General features: G+C 74.8%; 15 protein-coding genes. 9 read left to right on the forward strand and 6 right to left on the reverse strand.

The genetic code is table 11. The features are described 5' to 3' along the window. Nucleotides 1-256: 256 nt before the first annotated feature. The 8 genes from AB0B01_RS06545 (at nucleotide 257) to AB0B01_RS06580 (ending at nucleotide 10,421) form a co-directional block, all read left to right on the forward strand. Nucleotides 257-1,876: a dynamin family protein gene (locus AB0B01_RS06545; RefSeq protein WP_361713553.1), complete on the forward strand. Its 1,620-nt coding sequence runs from the start codon at nucleotides 257-259 to the stop codon at nucleotides 1,874-1,876. A 4-nt stretch (nucleotides 1,877-1,880) separates the two neighbouring features. After that, on the forward strand, nucleotides 1,881-3,707 hold the full coding sequence (locus tag AB0B01_RS06550) for a GTPase (protein WP_361713555.1): 1,827 nt from the start codon (nucleotides 1,881-1,883) through the stop codon (nucleotides 3,705-3,707). 100 nt (nucleotides 3,708-3,807) lie between these two features. After that, complete coding sequence (locus AB0B01_RS06555) at nucleotides 3,808-4,218, forward strand: single-stranded DNA-binding protein (RefSeq protein ID WP_356853714.1); 411 nt, start codon at nucleotides 3,808-3,810, stop codon at nucleotides 4,216-4,218. A gap of 227 nt (nucleotides 4,219-4,445) precedes the next feature. Then, on the forward strand, nucleotides 4,446-5,624 hold the full coding sequence (locus tag AB0B01_RS06560; RefSeq protein ID WP_361713557.1) for a thioester domain-containing protein: 1,179 nt from the start codon (nucleotides 4,446-4,448) through the stop codon (nucleotides 5,622-5,624). A 119-nt stretch (nucleotides 5,625-5,743) separates the two neighbouring features. Continuing rightward, nucleotides 5,744-7,240 carry a phosphatase PAP2 family protein gene (locus AB0B01_RS06565; RefSeq protein ID WP_361713559.1) on the forward strand — a complete coding sequence of 499 codons (1,497 nt, stop codon included), beginning with the start codon at nucleotides 5,744-5,746 and terminating at the stop codon, nucleotides 7,238-7,240. Nucleotides 7,241-7,559: 319 nt separating this feature from the next. Next, nucleotides 7,560-9,224: an energy-dependent translational throttle protein EttA gene (gene ettA, locus AB0B01_RS06570; protein WP_361713561.1), complete on the forward strand. Its 1,665-nt coding sequence runs from the start codon at nucleotides 7,560-7,562 to the stop codon at nucleotides 9,222-9,224. Nucleotides 9,225-9,234: 10 nt separating this feature from the next. Beyond that, nucleotides 9,235-9,705 (forward strand): thioesterase family protein, encoded by a 471-nt coding sequence (locus AB0B01_RS06575; RefSeq protein ID WP_361713563.1) that lies wholly within the window; start codon nucleotides 9,235-9,237, stop codon nucleotides 9,703-9,705. Continuing rightward, nucleotides 9,702-10,421 (forward strand): hypothetical protein, encoded by a 720-nt coding sequence (locus AB0B01_RS06580; RefSeq protein WP_361713565.1) that lies wholly within the window; start codon nucleotides 9,702-9,704, stop codon nucleotides 10,419-10,421. Before AB0B01_RS06575 ends, AB0B01_RS06580 begins: the two co-directional genes overlap by 4 nt. Before the next feature lie 43 nt (nucleotides 10,422-10,464). On the opposite strand, the gene AB0B01_RS06585 is transcribed toward AB0B01_RS06580, so the two are convergent. Further along, nucleotides 10,465-10,869 carry a globin gene (locus tag AB0B01_RS06585; protein WP_356850635.1) on the reverse strand — a complete coding sequence of 135 codons (405 nt, stop codon included), beginning with the start codon at nucleotides 10,867-10,869 and terminating at the stop codon, nucleotides 10,465-10,467. A gap of 149 nt (nucleotides 10,870-11,018) precedes the next feature. On the opposite strand from AB0B01_RS06585, the gene AB0B01_RS06590 reads away from it, so the two are divergent. Continuing rightward, on the forward strand, nucleotides 11,019-12,044 hold the full coding sequence (locus AB0B01_RS06590; protein WP_361713567.1) for a methyltransferase domain-containing protein: 1,026 nt from the start codon (nucleotides 11,019-11,021) through the stop codon (nucleotides 12,042-12,044). Between the two features lie 10 nt (nucleotides 12,045-12,054). Here AB0B01_RS06590 and AB0B01_RS06595 read toward each other — a convergent pair whose 3' ends face one another. The 5 genes from AB0B01_RS06595 to AB0B01_RS06615 are packed head-to-tail and all read right to left on the reverse strand — an operon-like array spanning nucleotide 12,055 to nucleotide 20,236. Then, entirely contained in the window at nucleotides 12,055-12,978 is a 924-nt protein-coding gene (locus tag AB0B01_RS06595; RefSeq protein WP_361713569.1) for an FHA domain-containing protein, read from the reverse strand. Between the two features lie 53 nt (nucleotides 12,979-13,031). Then, nucleotides 13,032-14,354 carry a VWA domain-containing protein gene (locus tag AB0B01_RS06600; protein WP_361713571.1) on the reverse strand — a complete coding sequence of 441 codons (1,323 nt, stop codon included), beginning with the start codon at nucleotides 14,352-14,354 and terminating at the stop codon, nucleotides 13,032-13,034. Nucleotides 14,355-14,408: 54 nt separating this feature from the next. Then, on the reverse strand, nucleotides 14,409-16,226 hold the full coding sequence (locus tag AB0B01_RS06605) for a protein phosphatase 2C domain-containing protein (protein WP_361713573.1): 1,818 nt from the start codon (nucleotides 16,224-16,226) through the stop codon (nucleotides 14,409-14,411). 3 nt (nucleotides 16,227-16,229) lie between these two features. Next, complete coding sequence (locus AB0B01_RS06610) at nucleotides 16,230-18,980, reverse strand: tetratricopeptide repeat protein (RefSeq protein WP_361713575.1); 2,751 nt, start codon at nucleotides 18,978-18,980, stop codon at nucleotides 16,230-16,232. Next, complete coding sequence (locus tag AB0B01_RS06615) at nucleotides 18,977-20,236, reverse strand: hypothetical protein (protein WP_361713577.1); 1,260 nt, start codon at nucleotides 20,234-20,236, stop codon at nucleotides 18,977-18,979. The genes AB0B01_RS06610 and AB0B01_RS06615 overlap by 4 nt, the downstream gene beginning before the upstream one ends. Nucleotides 20,237-20,280 lie beyond the last annotated feature (44 nt).

The raw sequence follows: 20,280 nt of genomic DNA on the forward strand, positions 1-20,280 counted from the left end.
CCGGTTGCCTTGTCCCGGTTGCTTCACTCGCGTGCCACGATGTGGAGGTTCGGTGAAGCGGTCCCGATAATCGCAGGCAGGTGCGATTCTCGCACCGCTTTTGCGCCGCGGCGCCCTGGGTGTTGTGCACTCGTTATGCCTGCGTCCCACTCGTCCGCTCTATCCAAAAGGTCCCCCTGGAGTCGCGGTCGGCGCGCAGAGGACGTATAAGCTTCAAAAATGGCCCTAAATTGGGCATTCTTCGCATGTGGTGACCTTGGATGTTCGGCCTCAGCTGCTCGATGCCCTGTCCGCCCTGCGCGACCGGGTCGCGTCCGTGCGTCTGCCGCTGCCTCTGCCCGGCGCTCCCCGCGCCCGCCAGACCAGAGCCGAGCTGCTCGCCCAGCTCGACGACTACCTCGTACCCCGCCTGAAGGCGCCCGAGGCCCCGCTGCTCGCCGTCGTGGGCGGGTCCACCGGGGCCGGCAAGTCCACCCTCGTCAACTCCCTCGTCGGCCGCCAGGTGAGTGAAGCCGGCGTGCTGCGGCCCACGACGCGCGTCCCCGTACTCGTCTGCCATCCGGATGACCACCACTGGTTCGCGGGGAAGCGGGTCCTGCCCGATCTGCTGCGGGTCTGGGCGCCTCCCGGAGAGGACGACCCGGTCCCCGCCCCGAAGCGGAACCCGCCGCGCGGACCCGGTCGGGGGAAGACCGCCGCCACCCGCGACCTGCGCATCGAGACCGTCGCCACCCTGCCGCGCGGACTCGCCCTCCTCGACGCCCCCGACGTCGACTCCCTCGTGGTCGAGAACCGCACCCTCGCCGCCCAGCTCATCTGCGCCGCCGACGTCTGGGTCATGGTCACCACCGCCTCGCGGTACGCCGACGCGGTGCCCTGGCACCTGCTGCGCACCGCCAAGCAGTACAAGGCCACCCTCGTCATCGTCCTCGACCGCGTCCCGCACCAGGTGCTCACCGAGGTCTCGCGGCAGTACGGGGCGCTGCTCACGCGGGCCGGGCTGGGCGACGTACCGCGGTTCACCGTGCCGGAGCTGCCCGAGTCGGCCGGCGGGGGCGGGCTGCTGCCCGCCAGTGCCGTCGCCCCGCTGTACGCCTGGCTCGCCCACCACGCGCAGGATCCGGCCGCCCGCCAGTACGCCGTCGGGCGCACGGCGCTGGGCGCGCTGGACTCCCTCGGGCGCCGGATGCCGGAGCTGGCTTCGGCCGTCGCCGCCCAGCACGCCGCCGCCGTACGGCTGACCACGGCGGTGGAGGAGGCGTTCCGCACGGAGGGCAAGCGGGTCCGCAACCGGCTCGACGAGGGTGCCGTACTGGCCGGTGACGCGCTGACCCGGTGGCGCGGGTACCCCCTCGACACCACCCCCGACGAACTGCTCGATTCGCTGGCCGAATCGCTCGCCGCCCTCCTCCAGTGCGCCGTGGCCGCCGCCGACGAGCGCATCGCCGAGGCCTGGCGGCGCGAACCGGCCGCGGGGGCCGTACCGCTGCCCGCACCCGACCGGGAGGCGGCGGAGCGCATCGGCCTGGCCGTACGCCGCTGGCGGCGCGTCCTGGAGGAGCTCGCCGAGGAGGAGGTCGCCCGGCTCGACAAGCAGCCCGCCCCCGACCCCGACGGGGTCGCCGCCCTGCTGGTCGCCGCCCTCCTCGGCGGCAGGCGCGCCCGGCCCGCCGGCGAGAAGCTCGCCGAGCGCATCGGCGTACAGAGCGCCGTGCGGCTGCGCGACCGGGGCGGCGAGCTGGTCGGCGAACACCTGGAGCAGGTCCTGCGCGCCGAACGGGACCGCCGGCTCGCGCCGCTGGAGGCGCTCGAAGTGAGCCCGGAACCACAGGCCGAGCTGATCGCCGCGCTGTCCGTACTGCAGAAGGAGAGGTGACGCGGTGAGCGCCTTGGCCGACCGCGCCGAAGACCGCTGGGACGACGGTTTCATCGCCCGCTCGCGCCGGATCGGCGAGCGGACGGACGAGGACGGCGACGATGACGACGCGCTGGTACGGGCCCTGTCCGGGGCCGGAAGCGACGGCGGCAAGGTCCCCTCACCGCCGCCGAGCCCCGAGGCGCAGGCCCTGCGGGTGCGCCTCGACGCGCTGCGCCAGCTCGTCGGGCTGTCCCGTACCCGCATCCTCGACGGCAAGAGCCTCACCGAGGCGGGCCGGGTTCTCGACGAGGCCGCCGCGCGGCGCGGGCTGTCGGCGCAACACACGGTCGTCGCGATCGCCGGAGCCACCGGAAGCGGCAAGTCCACGCTCTTCAATTCACTCGCCGGTGTGCAGATTTCGGAGACCGGGCTGCGCAGGCCGACGACGGCCGCGCCCATCGCCTGCAGCTGGTCGGACGGGGCGGCCGGGCTGCTCGACCGGCTGGAGATCCCGGGACGGCTGCGCCGGCGGCCCCGCGAGACCTCGGAGGCCGAGGCGCTGCGCGGGCTGGTCCTCGTCGACCTCCCGGACCTGGACTCCGCCGTCGGCGCCCACCGCGAACACGTGGACCGGGTGTTGGCGCTGGTCGACGCGGTGGTGTGGGTGGTGGACCCGGAGAAGTACGCGGACGCGGTGCTGCACGAGCGGTACCTGAGGCCCCTGGCCGGACATGCCGAGGTGACGTTCGTCGTGCTGAACCAGGTGGACCGGCTGCCCGCGGACGCGGTCGACCTCGTCCTCGACGACCTGCGGCGCCTGCTGGACGAGGACGGCATCGCGCTCGGTGAGCACGACGAGCCCGGGGCCACCGTCCTCGGGCTGTCCGCGTTGACCGGAGAGGGCGTCGGGGAACTGCGCGAGCTCCTCGGACAGTTCACCCAGGAGAAGGGGGCCGCCACCCGGCGCATTTCCGCCGATCTCGACCGTGCGGCGCTGCGTCTGCGCCCGCTGTACGTCGTCGATGGTCGCCCCGCACCGGAGATCGGGGAGGCGGCGCGCGCCGACTTCGAGGACCGGCTCGCGGAGGCGGTCGGCGCGCATGCGGCCGGGCTCGCCGCGGAGCGGGCCTGGCGGCGCAATGCGGGCAAGGCGTGCGGCACACCGTGGCTGCGGCTGTGGCGGTGGTACGAGAGCCGGCGCGCCCCGCGCACGCTGTCCGGGCTGGCCGCACTGGCGGCCATGGGCCGCGGGACCGCCGGCCCGGACGGGCCGGACGAGGAGGAGGTCACCGCCCGGCAGCGGGTGGAGCAGGCCGTACGGACGGTCGCCGACGCGGCGGCCGCCGGGCTGCCCGACCCCTGGGCGCAGGCGGTACGCGAAACCGCGGTCCGCGGGGCCGAGGACCTCCCGGAGGCGCTGGACGAGATCGCGGTGACGCTGGGGGCGGCCGTCACGGCGCCGCGGGTCAAGCCGCCGCGCCCCGCATGGTGGCCGGCGGCGGTGCTGGCGCAGGCGGCCATGACCCTGCTGCAGATCTTCGGCGGGCTGTGGCTGTCCGGGCAGATCGTGGGGGTGCTGGAGCCGCGCCTGCTGCCGCCCGTGCTGCTGATGGTGGCGGGCATCGTCGGCGGGCCGCTGGTGGAGTGGGCCTGCTCGCTCGCGGCCCGGGGCCCGGCACGGCGGTACGGGCAGGATGCGGAGCGACGGCTGCGGCAGGCGGCGGCCGGCTGCGGCCGGGCCCGGGTACTGGAGCCGGTCGCGGCGGAGCTGCTGCGCTACCGGGAGGTGCGCGAACAGTACGCGGCGGTCGCCGCAGGGGGGAACAAGTTGTCCACAACCCGCCAGTAGTCCACAGGCCCGAGCGGGGACCGGCGGCCGGCTCCAGCATGGGTTCCAGCGCGTGCGGACGGTCCGTACGGGTGAGGACGTGCGGGGGAGGGCGGCCGCGATGAACGACACCGTGGTGACGCTGATCGGCCATGTGGCCACGCAGATCGACTACAAGGAGACGGTGAGCGGGCCCTCGGCCCGCTTCCGGTTCGCCGTCACGCCGAGGTACTTCGACCGGCGCAAGGACGCCTGGGCCGACGGCTCCACCAGCTTCTACACCGTGTGGGCCCGGCGCACCCTCGCCGTGAACCTCGCCGGCTCCGTATCGGTCGGGGAGCCGCTGGTGGTGCACGGACGGCTGCGGGTCCGTGAGGACCCGCCCGACGGGGACGGCAACCGGGGGTGGTTCTCGGCGGAGATCGACGCCACCGCCGTCGGGCACGACCTGAACCGGGGTACGGCGGCGTTCCGCCGGGTCGTGAAGGCGGAACCGGCACTGATGGCCACTCAGAAGGCGGCGGTGGTCTGAGTGTTCGAGGCAGCTAGGATTCCCCGGTACTCACGGGCACTTGGGTCTTTGGCCCGAAGGGGAAGACTGTGTCGATTGCCGTTCCCGCATCCTCCGCTCCTGGTTCCGCTCCTTCTTCGCTCCACCGTGCCGCCACGCCTCCCGGCGCGCCGGCGGTCGCTCCTGCGGCTCCTGTCGTCCCTGCGGTTCCTGCTGTCCCCGTGGCCGGCGCGGGACCTGCTGCCCGGGTGGTGCCGACAGCGCCCGTACGCGGTTCCGCGCGGCGGCCGCTGGCGGTGGCACTGCTGGCCGCGGCCCTCGCCGCCGCACCCGGCGCATCGGCGGCGGCCGACTCCGGAGGGCCCGCGTCCAGAACCCCGGAGGGCGCGAGCGCCGTGCTGGACGGGCTGAAGACGTACGGGCAGGCCGTCCTGCACGCCCGCGACGGCTCGGTCCGGCAGATCCCGGCCGGGCTCTACGAGATGCGGGTCGACGGTGGCGGGATGCTCCAGACCTACGGGGTCGGCGTGGCCGGCAATGCACAGCCCCAGGCCCACTACACGGAGAGCGGCTGGAGCGGCAGCCCGCTCGCCGGGAACGGCGAGGCCGGCCGCATCCGCTGGGTGCTGGAGCACTCCTACCCCCAGCTGAACGACCTGGCGGGGCTGGCGAAGGCGGCCGGTGCCGGGGCGCTCACCGCGGAGAGCGCCGCGGCCGGGACCCAGGTGGCGATCTGGCGGCTGGCGGACGGAGCACAGGTGGAGGCCGCCGACCCGGCCGCGCAGAAGCTCGCCGACTACCTCCAGCGGTCGGCGGGGCGGCTTCCGGAGCCCCCGGCCTCGCTGAGGCTGGAGCCGGGCAGCGTCTCGGGCGCGGTGGGCACCAGGATCGGCCCGGTCACCGTGCGGACGGGGGCGCAGAGCGTGGCGGTCGCCCCCGACGCGGCGGCCGTGGCGATGGGGGTGCGGGTGGTCGACTCGGAGGGGCAGCCGCTCACCAGCGCTGCCAACGGGAGCCGGCTGTACTTCGAGGTCCCCGTCGGCACGCCGGACGGCACGGCCTCGGTCACCGTCCAGGGCTCGACCAGGGTCCCGGTGGGACGCGTCTTCAGCAGCGGGGTCCCGGCGCAGGCGCAGATCGTCGCCGGATCGAGCCAGTCCTCGGCAGCGGCGACGGCGACCGCGGTCTGGCCGCAGCCGGTGGTGGCCGAGGCGGCCCGGGGCGAAGCGGTGCCCGCGAACCAGGCCTCCGCCGCCGCTGCGGCCCCGGCAAGCCCGGCCGGCACCGGCGAGGAGCGCCTCGCCACCAGCGGCAGCTCGGCGGCGACCCCGGTCATCGCCTCGCTGGCGGTCGGCCTGGTGGTGCTGGGCGGTCTGGTGGTCCTCCTGGTGCGCAAGCGTCCCCTGGACGAGGAAGACCAGGCGTAGCCGGCCGGCGCGCCCGCGGGTCGGCGGCGGACCCACCGCGTCGCGGCCCGCGCCTGGGCCGCCCGGGGGTCTGGACGGGGCGTTGATTCGGGGGGTGGGGCGCGGGGTAGGCGAAGGCAATGGGTGATCAACAACTGACCTGGCGGGGTGCGGCAGCGCGGTATGACCGGGCGTTGTTCGACGCGGTGGCCCGGCGGCACTGGCCCGGCGCCGACCGGGTGTTGCCGCGGCTCGGGCGGGCGGCCAACCACGGAGTGCTGTGGGGCGGGGCCGCCGCGGCGATCGCCGTCTTCGGCTCGGCCCGGGCCCGGAAGGCCGCGCTGCGGGGCGCCGCCTCACTGGCGCTGGCCTCGGCGACCATCAACACCGTCGGCAAATGGTCCGTACGCCGGCCCCGGCCCCTCCTGGACGGGGTGCCCGCCGTGCGGCAGCTGGCGACGCAGCCGCAGACCACCTCGTTCCCGTCCGGGCACTCGGCATCGGCGTTCGCCTTCGCCGCCGGGCTGGCGCTGGAGTCGCCCGGCTGGGGCGCGGTCGTGGCTCCGGTGGCCGCATCGGTGGCGTTCTCCCGCGTCTACACGGGGGTGCACTACCCCTCCGACGTGCTCGCCGGGGCGGCGCTGGGGGTGGGCGCCGGGTTCCTCGTACGGCGGATCGCGCGCGGTGTCGAGGAGGCGCGGGTCGTACCCGGCGACGAGCGGGTCGCCTCCGGGGCCCCCGCGCTTCCCGACGGGTCCGGGCTCGTCGTGGTGGTCAACACCGGGTCCGGCACGGCCGACGACGCCGGGGTCGACGTCCTGAGGGCGCGGCTGCCCAAGGCCGAGGTGGTCGAGTGCGACGGCGCGGACCTGCCCGGGGAACTGGCGGCGGCCGCCTCCCGGGCCACCGTGCTCGGGGTGTGCGGCGGCGACGGCACCGTCAACGCCGCCGCGACCGCCGCGCTGCGGGCCGGGGTGCCGCTCGCCGTGTTCCCCGGGGGCACGCTGAACCACTTCGCGCTGGACCTCGGCCTCACCGGAGCCGAGGACACCTGCCGCGCGGTTGCCGCGGGCCAGGCGGTGCGCGTCGGCGTGGGCCGCTTCACGCCCGGCCCCCGCGGGGAGACCGGCCCGGCGGACGACGACTCCGGCTACTTCCTGAACACCTTCAGCATCGGCGCCTACCCCGAACTGCTGCGGCACCGGCTGCGCTGGGCACCCCGCATCGGCGGCGGCCCGGCCGCGCTGCTCGCCTCGTGGCGAGTGCTGCGGGCGGAGCGCCCCGTGGGGCTGCGGCTGGCCGGGCGGCCCCGCAGGGTGTGGCTGCTCTTCGCGGGCAACGGCACCTACCACGGCACCGGCCCGACCCCCCGCCGCCGCGAGCACCTCGGCGAGGACGTGCTCGACCTCCGGCTCGTCTACGGAGGCGGCCGCCCCGGCCCCCGGCTGCTCGCCGCAGCCTTCGCGGGCCCCCTCAGCCGTTCCCCGGTCCACACCGCCACCCACCTGCGCAGCCTGCGCATCGCGGACATCCCGCCGGGCACCCCCTTCGCGTACGACGGGGAATACGCCGAGGCCCCGGCCGCCCTGGTCCTCGACAAACTTCCGGACGCCCTGACCGTCTACCGCCCCCGCTGACGCCCGGCGGACAGGAGGAGAGCCGCCCGGCCCGCGGCTCGGCGCCCGCGGCCCGGCGCCCGCGGCCCGGCGCCCCCGGCCGGCCCCGGTCCGGGGCCTCGGACCGCGCCCGGCCGGACGGGCCGGCGCCGGCCGGGATCCGGCGGACGACTTCGCGGGGGCCGCCCCGGACGCGCCCCGCCTCCGCTGACCTGCCGGAACACCGCCCCGCGGCATCACCCGCACCCGCCTCCCGAGCCGGAACGGGTTTCCCCCGTGGGGTGGACGTCAGGCAAGATGGGGTGTATCTGCCCACCATCGATCTGCCGGACGGTTTCTCTTGGCTGAGTTCATCTACACCATGCGCAAGACGCGCAAGGCGCACGGCGACAAGGTGATTCTTGATGACGTCTCCTTGAACTTCCTGCCCGGCGCGAAGATCGGTGTGGTCGGCCCCAACGGCGCCGGCAAGTCCACCGTCCTGAAGATCATGGCGGGCCTGGAGCAGCCGTCCAACGGCGACGCCTTCCTGTCGCCCGGCTTCACCGTCGGCATCCTCATGCAGGAGCCCCAGCTCGACGAGTCGAAGACCGTCCTGGAGAACGTCCAGGACGGCGCCGCCGAGACCATGAAGAAGCTCAAGCGCTTCAACGAGGTCGCCGAGCTGATGGCGACCGACTACTCGGACGCACTCCTCGAAGAGATGGGCAAGCTCCAGGAGGACTTGGACCACGCCAACGCCTGGGACCTCGACGCGCAGCTGGAGCAGGCCATGGACGCCCTGGGCTGCCCGCCCGGCGACTGGCCCGTCACCACCCTCTCCGGTGGCGAGAAGCGCCGCGTCGCGCTCTGCAAGCTGCTGATCGAGGCCCCGGACCTGCTCCTCCTCGACGAGCCCACCAACCACCTCGACGCCGAGTCGGTGAACTGGCTGGAGCAGCACCTCTCCAAGTACTCGGGCGCCGTGGTGGCCGTCACCCACGACCGGTACTTCCTGAACAACGTCGCCGAGTGGATCCTGGAGCTCGACCGCGGCCGCGCCCACCCGTACGAGGGCAACTACTCCACCTACCTGGAGAAGAAGGCCGCGCGTCTGAAGGTCGAGGGCCGCAAGGACGAGAAGCGCCAGAAGCGCCTCAAGGAAGAGCTGGAGTGGGTCCGCTCCAACGCCAAGGGCCGCCAGACCAAGTCCAAGGCCCGACTCGCCCGCTACGAGGAGATGGCGGCCGAGGCGGACAAGATGCGGAAGCTGGACTTCGAGGAGATCCAGATCCCGCCGGGCCCGCGTCTGGGCTCGATCGTGGTCGAGGTCAACAACCTCTCCAAGGCGTTCGGCGACAAGGTCCTCATCGACGACCTGTCCTTCACGCTGCCGCGCAACGGCATCGTGGGCGTCATCGGCCCCAACGGCGCCGGCAAGACCACGCTCTTCAAGATGATCCAGGGTCTGGAGACGCCGGACTCCGGCGCCATCAAGGTCGGCGAGACCGTCAAGATCTCGTACGTCGACCAGTCCCGCGCCAACATCGACCCCAAGAAGACCCTCTGGGCGGTCGTGTCGGACGAGCTGGACTACATCAACGTGGGCCAGGTCGAGATGCCGTCCCGCGCGTACGTGAGCGCCTTCGGCTTCAAGGGCCCGGACCAGCAGAAGCCGGCCGGCGTCCTGTCCGGTGGTGAGCGCAACCGCCTCAACCTGGCGCTGACGCTCAAGGAGGGCGGCAACCTGCTGCTCCTCGACGAGCCCACCAACGACCTCGACGTCGAGACCCTGTCCTCGCTGGAGAACGCGCTGCTGGAGTTCCCCGGTGCGGCCGTGGTCATCTCCCACGACCGCTGGTTCCTCGACCGCGTCGCCACGCACATCCTGGCGTACGAGGGCGAGTCCAAGTGGTACTGGTTCGAGGGCAACTTCGAGTCGTACGAGAAGAACAAGATCGAGCGTCTCGGCCCGGACGCGGCCCGTCCGCACCGTGCCACCTACAAGAAGCTCACGCGAGGCTGAGGCCGACACCATGGCCAGACACCACTACCGGTGCCCCCTGCGCTGGGCGGACATGGATGCCTTCGGGCACGTCAACAACGTCGTCTTCCTCCGCTATCTGGAGGAGGCGCGGATCGACTTCATGTTCCGCCTGGCGCCCGGGGAGGGCAGTGAGTCCTTCACGGGCGGCTCCGTCGTGGCCCGCCACGAGATCGACTACAAGCTGCCCCTCGTGCACCGCCACGAGCCGGTCCTCATCGAGTCCTGGGTGACCCGGATCGGCGCCGCTTCCCTGACCATCCGCTACGAGGTCAAGGACGAGGCGACCGAGGACCGGCCGGAGACGGTCTACGTCCGCGCGGAGACCGTGGTCGTGCCCTTCAACCTCGCCGAGGGGCGGCCCCGCCGCATCACGGCCGAGGAGAGGCGCTTCCTGGAGGAGTACCTCGACGAGCCCGCGCCGGCCGCCCGGAAGACCTCCGAAGGGCGCATCGCGGCATGACCGGACAGCTGCGCTTCGCCGACTCCGGGGAGGCGGCGGACCTCGCCGCCTTCCTGGGCCGGCTGGTGCACTACGACCGGGCCGCAGCGGTCCGGCTCCAGGCGGGCGGCGGACCGGCGCTCGCCGTCTTCGGGCGCCCGCCGTCGTTCGAGGTCCTCGCCATCCGTACGGTGCGGCTCGCCGCACTCGCGGCGCTGCCGCTGGACCTCACCGTGTCCGCCGGCGAGCTGCTGGAGTCGGTGGACGAGGGCTCCGCGAGCGCCCTCGTCCCCGGGCCGGTCACCGGCCCGCCGTGGGCCGGGGTCCTCCCGCCGCGCGGCGGCTGGCAGCAGGTGCCGGGGCTGCCCCGCCCCGAGGCGATCCGGGCCGCCGTGGCCGGCGCCGTCGCAGAGTTCCGGGCCCGCGACGAGGCCCTGCCCCCGCAGCACCGGACCCGGTCCGAGCGGGACCGCATCGGCCGCGAGATCTGGTCCCGGACACTGGGCGACACCGAACTGCCCCTGCGCGCCGTGCACGCCGCGCAGTCGCTCGGCTTCCTGCGGCCGGTCCGCTCGACCGTCTCCAGCGGGGCGCCCGCACCGGGCGGTGCCCCGGAGCCGGTGGCGCTGCTCGCCTCCGGCGGCTGGCTGCGGCTGCGGACCCCGTACGGGTCGATCGCGCTGCGCCGCCCCGGCGGGACCGGCGCGCTGGGCGCCCTCCAGGTCCGGCCGGTCTAGCGCTCCGGCCGGTCTAGCGCTCCGGCCCGGGCCCGGCGCCGGATCAGCCCGCCGTGTTGATCATCGAAGCCGCGGCGTACGTCAGGTAGCGCCACAGCTGCGCCTCGTGCTCCGGCGCCAGGCCGAGCTCGTCCACCGCGACCCGCATGTGCCCCAGCCAGGCGTCGTGCGCCGCCGCGTCCACCTGGAACGGGGCGTGCCGCATCCGCAGGCGCGGGTGCCCCCTGTTCTCGCTGTACGTGTTCGGCCCGCCCCAGTACTGCATGAGGAACAGCGCGAACCGCTCCTCGGCCGGACCGAGGTCCCCCTCCGGGTACATCGGGCGCAGCAGGGGGTCCTGCGCGACTCCCTCGTAGAAGCGCCGGACCAGACGGCGGAAGGTCTCCTCGCCGCCCACCTGCTCGTAGAAGGTCTGCTCCTGAAGCGTGCCCCGCGGAATCTCATTCACCCGACCATCGTCTCAGACACCCGGACGGAGGACCGGGGTCCTAGGACCGGTACGTCAGCTGCTCCGTCCGCCGGGGCGCGGGACGTGCGTTCGCCCGTACGCGGGCCCATGAGTTCGCCTCCCGGGCCCGCGCGCAGGACAGTGGACCCATGGGTGCCCACTCCGCTCGCTCCGCACGCACACACGGCAGCACCGCACCCGCCGAGGCGCGGGACCTGCGGGAGGTCGCGCACGCCGCCCAGGTGCGTGAGCTGACCGCCGCCGGGGTGCTGGAGGACCCCGCCTGGCGGGCGGCCTTCTCGGCGGTGCCCCGGCACGTCTTCGTCCCGTACTTCTTCACCGGCCGGGGCGCCGGACACGAGAGGCTGTGGGGCGAGGACCCGGACCCCGCCCAACGGGCCCGCTGGCTGCGCGGGGTCTATGCGGACACCCCGCTCGCCACCCGGCTGCGCGACGGCCTGCTGGTGTCCTCCAGCAGCCAGCCCTCCCTGATGGCGAAGATGCTGCACGCGCTGGACGTGCGCGAGGGGGACAGCGTCCTGGAGATCGGCACGGGCACCGGCTACAACGCCGCCCTGCTCTGCCACCGGCTCGGCGACGACCGGGTCACCACCGTGGACCTCGACGAGGAGATCACCGAATCCGCCCGGGAGCACCTGGCCCGGCTCGGCTACCGGCCCACCGTGGTCACCGGCGACGGCGCGCGCGGCTGCCCCTCCCGGGCCCCCTTCGACCGGATCCTGGTGACCTGCACCCTGCCGCTGATCCCGCACGCGTGGCTCGGCCAGTGCCGGCCTGGGGCGCGGATCCTGGCCCCGCTGTCGACCGGGCTGATCGCGCTGACGGTCCGGGACGCCGCTTTCGCGGAAGGCCGCTTCCTGCACACCCCGGCGTACTTCGTCCCGCTGCGCGGGGCCACGGCGGCGCCCGCCGAGCTGTCCGGGGCGGCGCACGAGCTGCCGTACGAGATGGTGGAGAACGAGCGCTTCCAGTTCATGCTGCTGCTGACGGCGGGGACGCTGCACCCCCGCGAGGCACTGGACCTGTGGCGCGGTGAGGGCCGCCCTGCCCGGGAGCGCTTCGGGGTGACCGTCAGCGCCGAGGGACAGTGGTCGTGGCTCGACGACCCCCAGGGTCCCTACGTGTGGCCCCTGGGGGAGCCGCAGCCTTCCTAGGCCGGCTCGCTCAGCCCCGGCGGATGGTGATCGTGGTCCAGGCACCCACGTGGACCCGGTCCCCGTCGGAGAGCGGGACCGGGACGTACGGCTGGATCGGTTCCTCGCCGCCGTTGATGGTGGTGCCGTTGGTGGAGTTCTGGTCCACCACCGCCCAGCTGCGGTCGGGCTGCTGGACCAGCACCGCGTGCTGGTGCGAGACGCCCGGGTCCTCCGGGGGCACCGACAGGTCGATGTCCGGGGACTCGCCCGTGGAGGCGCGGCGGCGGCCGATCGTGATCTGGCTGCCGGACAGTGGCAGGTGCTGCTCCGGGGAGTACGCGGGCAGGTTGAGCCCGGCCGCCTCGGGGCCGCTGCGCTGCATCATCGCCATGAAGTACGAGCGGTCGGGGCCGATCGTCGCGGTCCAGGAACCGCCGTTCTGGGGCGGGAAGGGCTGGTGGTACTCCTGCGGCGCAGGGGTCTGCTGCTGGTACGGCGGCGCAGACGTCTGGGCCTGCCCCTGGTGCATCGCCTGCACCCCCTGCGTCGGCTGCATCTGGTGCTGCTCGTGCGCCGGAGGCGGCAGCAGCCAGTCGTCCTCGCGCTGCAGCGGCTCGGCCGGCCGGTTGACCCGGGACGGGCGGGAGCCCTGGTACTCGAAGTGGTCCTGGGAGAAGGGGGCCTGGGCCGCCGGCGGCGGCGGGGGCGGCGGCGGGGTGAACCCGGCGCCGGTGGGCGTACGCGTCAGGAAGTTGTACCGGCATTCCTCGCAGAACGGGGCCATGGCCTCTCGCGGCGTCCGGCACTGCGGGCAGAGCTCCGCCTGGGCCGTGGGCTCGCCGGTGGTGGGCGGGTAGCCGTAGGAGGGAGCCGGGCCGGCAGCCATGCGGTGGCCGCAGACCTCGCACCAGTCGTCGGAGGCGGACTGGTGCCCGTTCGGGCAGGTCGGCATGGCGGCTCTTCCCCCTTCAGCCTGCGTCATCGCGTCAGGTCTTCTCAGGTGTCTCAGGTCTTCTTCACTCGAACGGTCTGCGTCGAACGCGTTTCAAGAGTCATCTCGTCCGCATCCGCGACCTTTGCTTTCAGCCGCACAGTACCCGCCGCGGCGTCGACGACATCCACCACCTTCGCCAGCAGTTTGGCCGTGTCCGCGTTTCCGGAGGCACTCGCCAGCTGCACGGCACGGCCGAGCTTGGCCGTCGCACCGCCGACATCGCCCAGTTTGCGGGCTTCGAGGCCCTGTTGGATAGCCTGCGCCAGCTCCGCCTGACCCGTGTAGTGCGCCACCTGCGGGTTGATGGCGGTGGAGGCGGCCAGGTCGTTCGTCCACACGGCCCGCACCAGTCCCTGGGCGAGCGTGGTCGCCGGCTCCCCGGCAGCGCCGGGCAGCACGAGCGTGGCCCGGGCGGCCAGCATCTCCTGGCCGACGTGGGCAGCCGGTACGCGGACGCACACGTGGTACTCGCGGGACTCGTCCCCCCAGGAACCGGTCGGGTAGTCACCGGCGCGCGGGCCCGCCTCGCTGCGGCGGTCGGAGAGGTCCTGGAGGGTGGGCGCGACCTGCTTCACGTACTGGATCTCGACGCCGACCGGGGTCCACAGCCGCAGCGCGACGTCCGCGACCTCCTTGCCCATGACGTTCTCCATCATGCGTGTGAAGTCCTCGGTGAGGTGCGCGGGATCGGCCACGATGTCGGCGGAGCCGAGCAGCGCGCTCGCGATGCCGGTGACCTCCTTGACCTCCCAGTCGGTGCCCACCCCGCGGGCATCGCAGGTGAAGCGGCCCGCGACCGCGTCGAGGGTGGCGCGGAGGGCGGCCGGGTCCTCGTGCTCGTTGCGGCCGTCGGTGAGCAGGATGCCGTGCCGGATGGTCGCGGTGGACTGGCGCAGCAGGCCGTCGGCGAGGCGCAGCCAGGTGCCGATGGCCGTGCCGCCGCCGGAACTCAGGGCCCGCAGCGCCTCCTTGGCCTGGGCGCGGGTGGCGGGGTCGGCGACGGCGAGGCGGCCCTGGCCCGGGTAGACCTCCTTGGCCACGTGCGTACCGGCGATGACGGCGAACGAGGTGCCGTCGCGCAGCGTGTCGATCGCGGCGGCCGTGGCCTCGCGGGCACCGCGCATCTTGTCGGGCGGGTACTCCATGGACCCCGAGCAGTCCACCATGATCACGACGGCGGCGCTGCCCCGGTCGGCGATGCGGGTGGCGGTGGCGCCGCCGGTGGAGGTGACCGTGACGATGGCGTGGACGTCCCGCCCGCCCTCGGGGAGGAACTCGTTCTGGTACACCTCCACGCTGAAGCGCGGGGCGCTCGGCTTGGCGAAGTTCGCCATCGGTCGGACTCCTAGGACAGAGGCTTGGGGGAGGTGGAGCGCAGGTGGAGCGGGTCAGGCCTGCGGGCGGGCTGCGGCCTGCGGCTCCGTTCCGGGCTGCGGTACCGGTTCCGGTCGCGCGGCCGGGGGCGCCGGCGCGGCCGGGTGCTCCGGGGGCTGCGGCGCGGTGAACGGGACGACGGCCACCGTCACGTTGTCGTGGCCGCCCCCGTCGAGGGCGTGGCCCACCAGGACCTGCGCGCTGTGCAGGGGGCGGGTGGCGGCATCGGGCGGCAGAACCTGCGCCATGTCCCGGGCGGACTCGGCGTAGTTCCACAGGCCGTCCGTGCACACCACCACGACGCCCGGGTGGTCCGGCTTGAAGATGGCGGTGTGCGGCTCCAGGTCGTAGGCATCGGCCCCGAGCCAGCCGGTGATGGCGTGGGCGCGGACGTCCGCGTAGGCCTCCGCCTCGCCCATCAGGCCGGCCGCGACCATCTGGGCCGCCCAGGAGTCGTCCTCGGTCAGGCGGCGGGGGAGCGCGGCGCGGTCGTCGGGGACCCAGTACGCGCGGCTGTCGCCGACCCAGCCGATGGTGAGCAGGCCGCCGCTGACGACGGCGCCGACCAGCGTGCAGGCGGGGGCGTTCTGGGCGCCGGGGACCTCGGGGGCCAGGGCGTTCACGGCGGCGGCAGCGGCCAGGATCGCGTCGTGCATGGCCTCCTGGGGGTGGGCCCCGCGGGGCAGCGCCTCCAGCAGGGCCTCGTTGGCGGCGCCGGCCGCGGCGGCCGACGCCTCGTCGGGGCGGCTGGCCGAGGAGACGCCGTCGCAGACGATGGCGACGGTGGCGGCGGAGCCATCGGGCAGGGCGGTGGCCGCCACGGCGAACGAGTCCTCGTTGCGGTGGTGGCGCAGGCCCCGGTCGCTGACGGCGGCGACGCTGCCGAGTTCCTCTTCCAGGTGGTCGCGCTCGCGGGGCTGGGCGTGCCCACAGTGCTCGCAGTAGCCGTCGGTGTCGACCTGGCCGGCCCGGCAGGCCACGCAGGTCTTGCCGTGCGGGCCGCCCGTGGCCGCGCCGGGCGCGGTGTCGTACGTCGGCTCGTGGGCCGGCGGGGCCGCATGGCCCGGCTCCGCGGGTGCTCCGTCGACCAGCGTCGGCGGCGCCTCCCCCACCCCGCCCCACCCGGGCGCGGGCTCCGGCGCGGGGGCGGAAGGGCTCGGCTCCGCGGACCGGCTCGGCTCCGCGGACCGGCTCGGCTCCGCGGACCGGCTCGGCTCCGCGGGCCCGGAGACGTGCGGGCCGTGGCCGCCTTCGGTGCCGGGGCGCGGGGCTTCGGGACCCGGGCCGAAGGGGGCGCCCGCCGGGGGCGCGGACTGCGGCTCCGGCGGCCCGGCCGCTTCCCGCCGGGCGGGGGCGGGTTCGGGCACGGCGCCGAACTGACCGGCCGACGGGGCGACGGGGTATCCGCCCGGAGCGGGCGAGTGGGCCACGGCGGCGTAGGCGCCGGCTTCGGCCGGCCGGCCGCTCGCCCCTCGCGGCACGGCTTGGCCCGCCGAACCGGAGTGGCCGGCTGCGTGGCCGGGGCCGTCGGCCTCCGGGGCCCGGGCCGCAGGGGCCTGGGCACCGGCCGCGCGGGTGGCGGCCTCGGCCCACGGGGCGGAGGAGCCGGCCGGCCGGGCGGGGGCGCCGGCCGGAGCGTCGCCGCCGCCGGAGCGGCCCGTCGACCGGGGCGCCGCGTGGGCGTCGGGCACCGGAAGGCGCAGGGTGGGGCGGTCCCCGGCGGGAGGGGCCGGCACAGCGGTGACGGGGGAGCCACAGACGCCGCAGAAACGGTCACCCTCCTCAAGGGGCTCCGCGCAGCTGGGGCAGCCAGACGGCCGATGCATCGACATCACTCACACCCACGTCCGGGGACGGAAACGGTTTGCCCGCTCCACCAGTTCGATCCTGTCCTCGCCCCGCTGCGCCAGCCGCGCGAGCACGCGGTACGAGCGCTCCAGGCCGAAGCGCAGGCCCCGCTCGTCCAGTTGACTGCCGAGCAGCGAGTTCCGGCCGGGGTCGGCACCCCGGCTACCCGACAGTACCCAGTCCAGGGCCGCGCCCAGAACCTCCGTCGACAGCCGCTCGTACCGCACCGGGTCCAAGCCGAACCGCTCCAGCGCCTCCACCTGCGCGGCAGCCGCCACCAGGTCCGGCAGCAGGGCCTGCTGCGGAGAGCGGTCGCGCAGGCGTGCCCGTACCGCCGCCACCCGTGCGGCGGTGTAGTGGATCGACGCCTCCGGTACGGACTCCAGCGCGCGCACCGCTGCGGCCCGGTCCCCGGCGGCCAGTTGGACCCGGGCCAGCCCGAAGGCGGCGCTCACGAAGCCCGGGTCGGTGGTCCACACGAGCCGGTAGTACTCGGCGGCGTTGTCCAGCTGCCCGAGGATCTCCGCGCACAGGCCGAGCGCCAGCTTCGGCGCGGGCTCGCCCGGGAACGCGTCGTAGATCGCGTCGAAGGACAGCGCCGCGACCTCGTCGTCACCGGTGGCCAGCGAGGCGATCCCGCGGGCCCACACCACCCGCCAGTCGTCCGGATGCAGGGCCTCCAGATCCGTCAGGGCAGCCCCGGCCGCGGGCAGTTCGCCCAGCTCCAGCCGGGCCCTCAGCTCGCGCAGCCGCAGCTCCGCCGAGTCGGCGGGCGCCGAGCCGAGCGCGGCCAGCAGGTCGGCCGGGGCGGAGGCCAGCAGGCCCGCCAGGAAACCGGCATTGGGGTCGGCCGGGTCCACCAGCGGCACCGGCAGGGCGAGCGCCGTGTCCCGGGTGTCCAGGGCGGCCAGGGCGGTGTTCCGCGGCAGGGGCGCGGCGGCCGCCGGCACCGCCGCCGGGGTGGGCGCCGCGGGGGGCTGCCGCGGAGCCGGTACGGCGGAGCCCGGCCCGCCGGCCCGGTGCGTCGCCGCACCCCCGAGCGGTTCAGCGGAGCCCGCGACCCCCGGTCCGCCCACCGCGACCCCGCCGGACGACGGAGCCGGGACGTGGGCCGGAGCCGTAGCCGTAGCCGCACCCGAACCCGAAGCCGGACCGCGGCCCGGGAGCAGCGCCGCCAGCCCCGTCCGGCGCGGCGGTGCCACCGTCCGGACTCCCAGCCGGGAGACCTCCGCCCCCGCCGCCTCGGCGAACAGGCGGGTGTCCGGAACCCTCAGTTCCGGCCCGAAGAGCGTGGAGAGCTGCGGCCGCGGGCGGCCCGTCTGCAGGGCGACGACCTCGCGCAGCACACCGGTGAGTTGGTCCGCCATCTCCTGCGCGGAGGAGAACCGGCGTCCCGGGTCCGGGTCGGTCGCCCGCACCAGCAGCCGGTAGAAGGACTCGTACCGCCGGAACACCTCGATGTGCTCCGGATCGGGCAGCGAGTCCACGAACACGTTCGTGTAGCCCTGGAAGTCGAAGGTCAGGACGGCCAGCGTGCGCGCCACCGTGTAGAGGTCGGAGGCCACCGAGGGGCCGAGCTCGGCCACCTCCGGCGCCTGGTACCCCACGGTGCCGTATATGGCCGACTCATCGTCGTCCATCCGCCGGACCGCGCCCATGTCGATCAGCTTCAGCTGGTCCTGCTGCTGGATCGCGTTGTCGACCTTGAAGTCGCAGTACAGGAGGTTTCTGCTGTGCAGGTGGCCGAGTGCGTCGAGCGCCTCGATCCCGTACGCACACGCCTGCTCCACCGGCAGCGGGTCCCGGCGGCCGTCCGGCCGGCGCCGCTCGTTCGCGATCTCCTTCAGCGATTTGCCGCCGACGTACTCCATGACGATGTACCCGTCCAGCGAACCGGTCCGCTGGTCCAGGTGCTCCACGAAGTTGTAGATCCGCACGATGTTGGAGTGCTCGATCTCCGCGAGGAAGCGCCGCTCCGATATCGCGGCTTCCATCGCGTCCTGGTCGCCGGTGTCGAGCAGGCCCTTGAGCACCACCCACCGGTCCGACACGGCCCGGTCCACCGCCAGGTACACCCAGCCCAGACCGCCGTGCGCCAGGCAGCCGGCCACCTCGTACTGCCCGTGGACGACCTCGCCCGCCCGCAGCTTGGGCACGAAGGAGTACGGGTGCCCGCACTTGGTGCAGAAGCCCTCGGTCCGGCCCGGCCGGTCCCCGCGGGCCCGGCCCACCGGAGCCCCGCAGTCCGACCGCGAGCAGAACCGCTTGCGCTCGGGCACCTCCGGGTTCTCCAGGACCGCGGTCGAAGGATCCGGACGCGGCACCTCCGGGACGCTGACCAGCCCGGCGCCGAGCCTGCCGCGCCCCGAGGCCGCGGAGCCCGAACCCGAACTGCGCACCGACACGGAACGGCTGGACGCCGCCCCGGACAGCGAGCGCGACAGCCGGCCCGAGACCGAACGCCGCGAGGAGGACGAGCGCGAGGAACGGGCGGAGTGCGAGGAGCGCGCCGAGGCCGAGGAGGACCGGCCCGAGCTCTGCGAGCGGTGACCCCCGCCCTCCCCGTGGCGCGCCGCGCTGGTCAACCCGGTCGGCGGCGACACCAGCTTCTCCGCACCCGCCGACACGGCGCCGACGGGCGCCAGGCCGCAGGTGTCGCAGTAGACCTCGCCGCCGCCCATGTCCTCGTACGTCCCCGGGCAGCCGGGGCGCATGCACGCGGTTCCGACCAGGCTCATGCGTCCTCCTTCCCCGGCTCGTCCTGCCGGTGCTGCTGCGGCGCGAGTGCTTCGGCCGCGGCCTGCTGATAGCGCAGCACGGCCTGCTCGGCGACCCGCAGATCGCAGGGCGCGCTCCACAGCATCCGCCGGGCCGCGTCGTACCGCTCGATCAGGAGCGGATCCTCCGCCAAGCCGTGCCGGGCGACCTTCGCCCTGTAGGCGTCCAACCGCCCGCGCAGCTCGGCCCGTACGGCCAGGGGGGCCGTCACCGCCGTCAACGATGCGCGGGCCCGCCGCAGTTCCTCCTCGGCGCGCTCCTCCAGCGACTCCAGCAGCGGCGAGAGCCGGTGCCACTGCGCCTGCCGCCGGTACTCGGCCGCCGCCGCCAGCTGCTCCTGCAGCACGGTCGGCGGGCCGCTCACCGCGGGCACCTCGGACGCCGCGATCTTCGCCAGGACCTCGCCGCGGGCCGTCCGCGCCTCCGCCAGGGTCCGGTCGGCCCGCGAGAGCACGTCCCGCAGGCCCATCAGCCGCTGCTCGGCATCCTGCCGTACGGCCAGGACCGCCTCGATCTCCCGGCGTACGTCCTCCAGCGCGAGCGCCGCCCGGTCGTAGCGGGCGGTGTCCGGGCGGCCGCCGCCCGGGGCGGAGCTCCCCGAGGCCGGCTGCCAGAAGGCCAGCGGGTCCGCGATCACCTGCGCCCGCAGCTGCGCCAGTTCGGCGGTGATGGCCTCCAGGTCGTCCCCCGAGGGGTGCTCCCCCGGGCGGACCCCCACCGAGTGGGCCAGCGAACGGGTGCGGTGCAGCTCCGCCGCGAGCAGGTCGATCCGGGCGGGCAGGGCCGACCACACCGCGTCGGCGGCGACCACCACGTCGAGCGAGCTCGCGTACAGCTGGTTCATCCGGGTCACCAGCTCGGCGAGGGAGAGCCGCTCCGCCAGGGCCACGCCCTCCGCGCCGGCGCCCGCGATCAGCACCCCGGGCCCGCGCAGCCGCTCCGTCAGCTCGACCAGGTCCTCACGGCCCGGCCAGCGGCGCCGCTCCCGGATCTTGCGGGCGGCGTCCAGGGCGCCGCTGTAGGCGTCGAAGTACGTCCACAGCCGGGTGATGGCGGCGTCGGCGGCGGCCCAGCGCTCCTTGGTGACCCCGGTCAGCGCGGCTCCTTCCAGGAGCCGCCGCCCGGCGTGGTCCTGAAGGGCGAGCAGCGAGGTCTCGACCGCCTCGTGTTCCGCGCCGAGCCGGGCCAGGGCGCGGTCGACGTCGTCCCGGTCCATCACTGCCGAACCAGCCTCCACCGCTCCCGATCCCGCCTCCACCG

The sequence above is a fragment of the Streptomyces sp. NPDC044571 genome (assembly GCF_040647115.1).
Classification (GTDB): Bacteria; Actinomycetota; Actinomycetes; order Streptomycetales; family Streptomycetaceae; genus Streptomyces.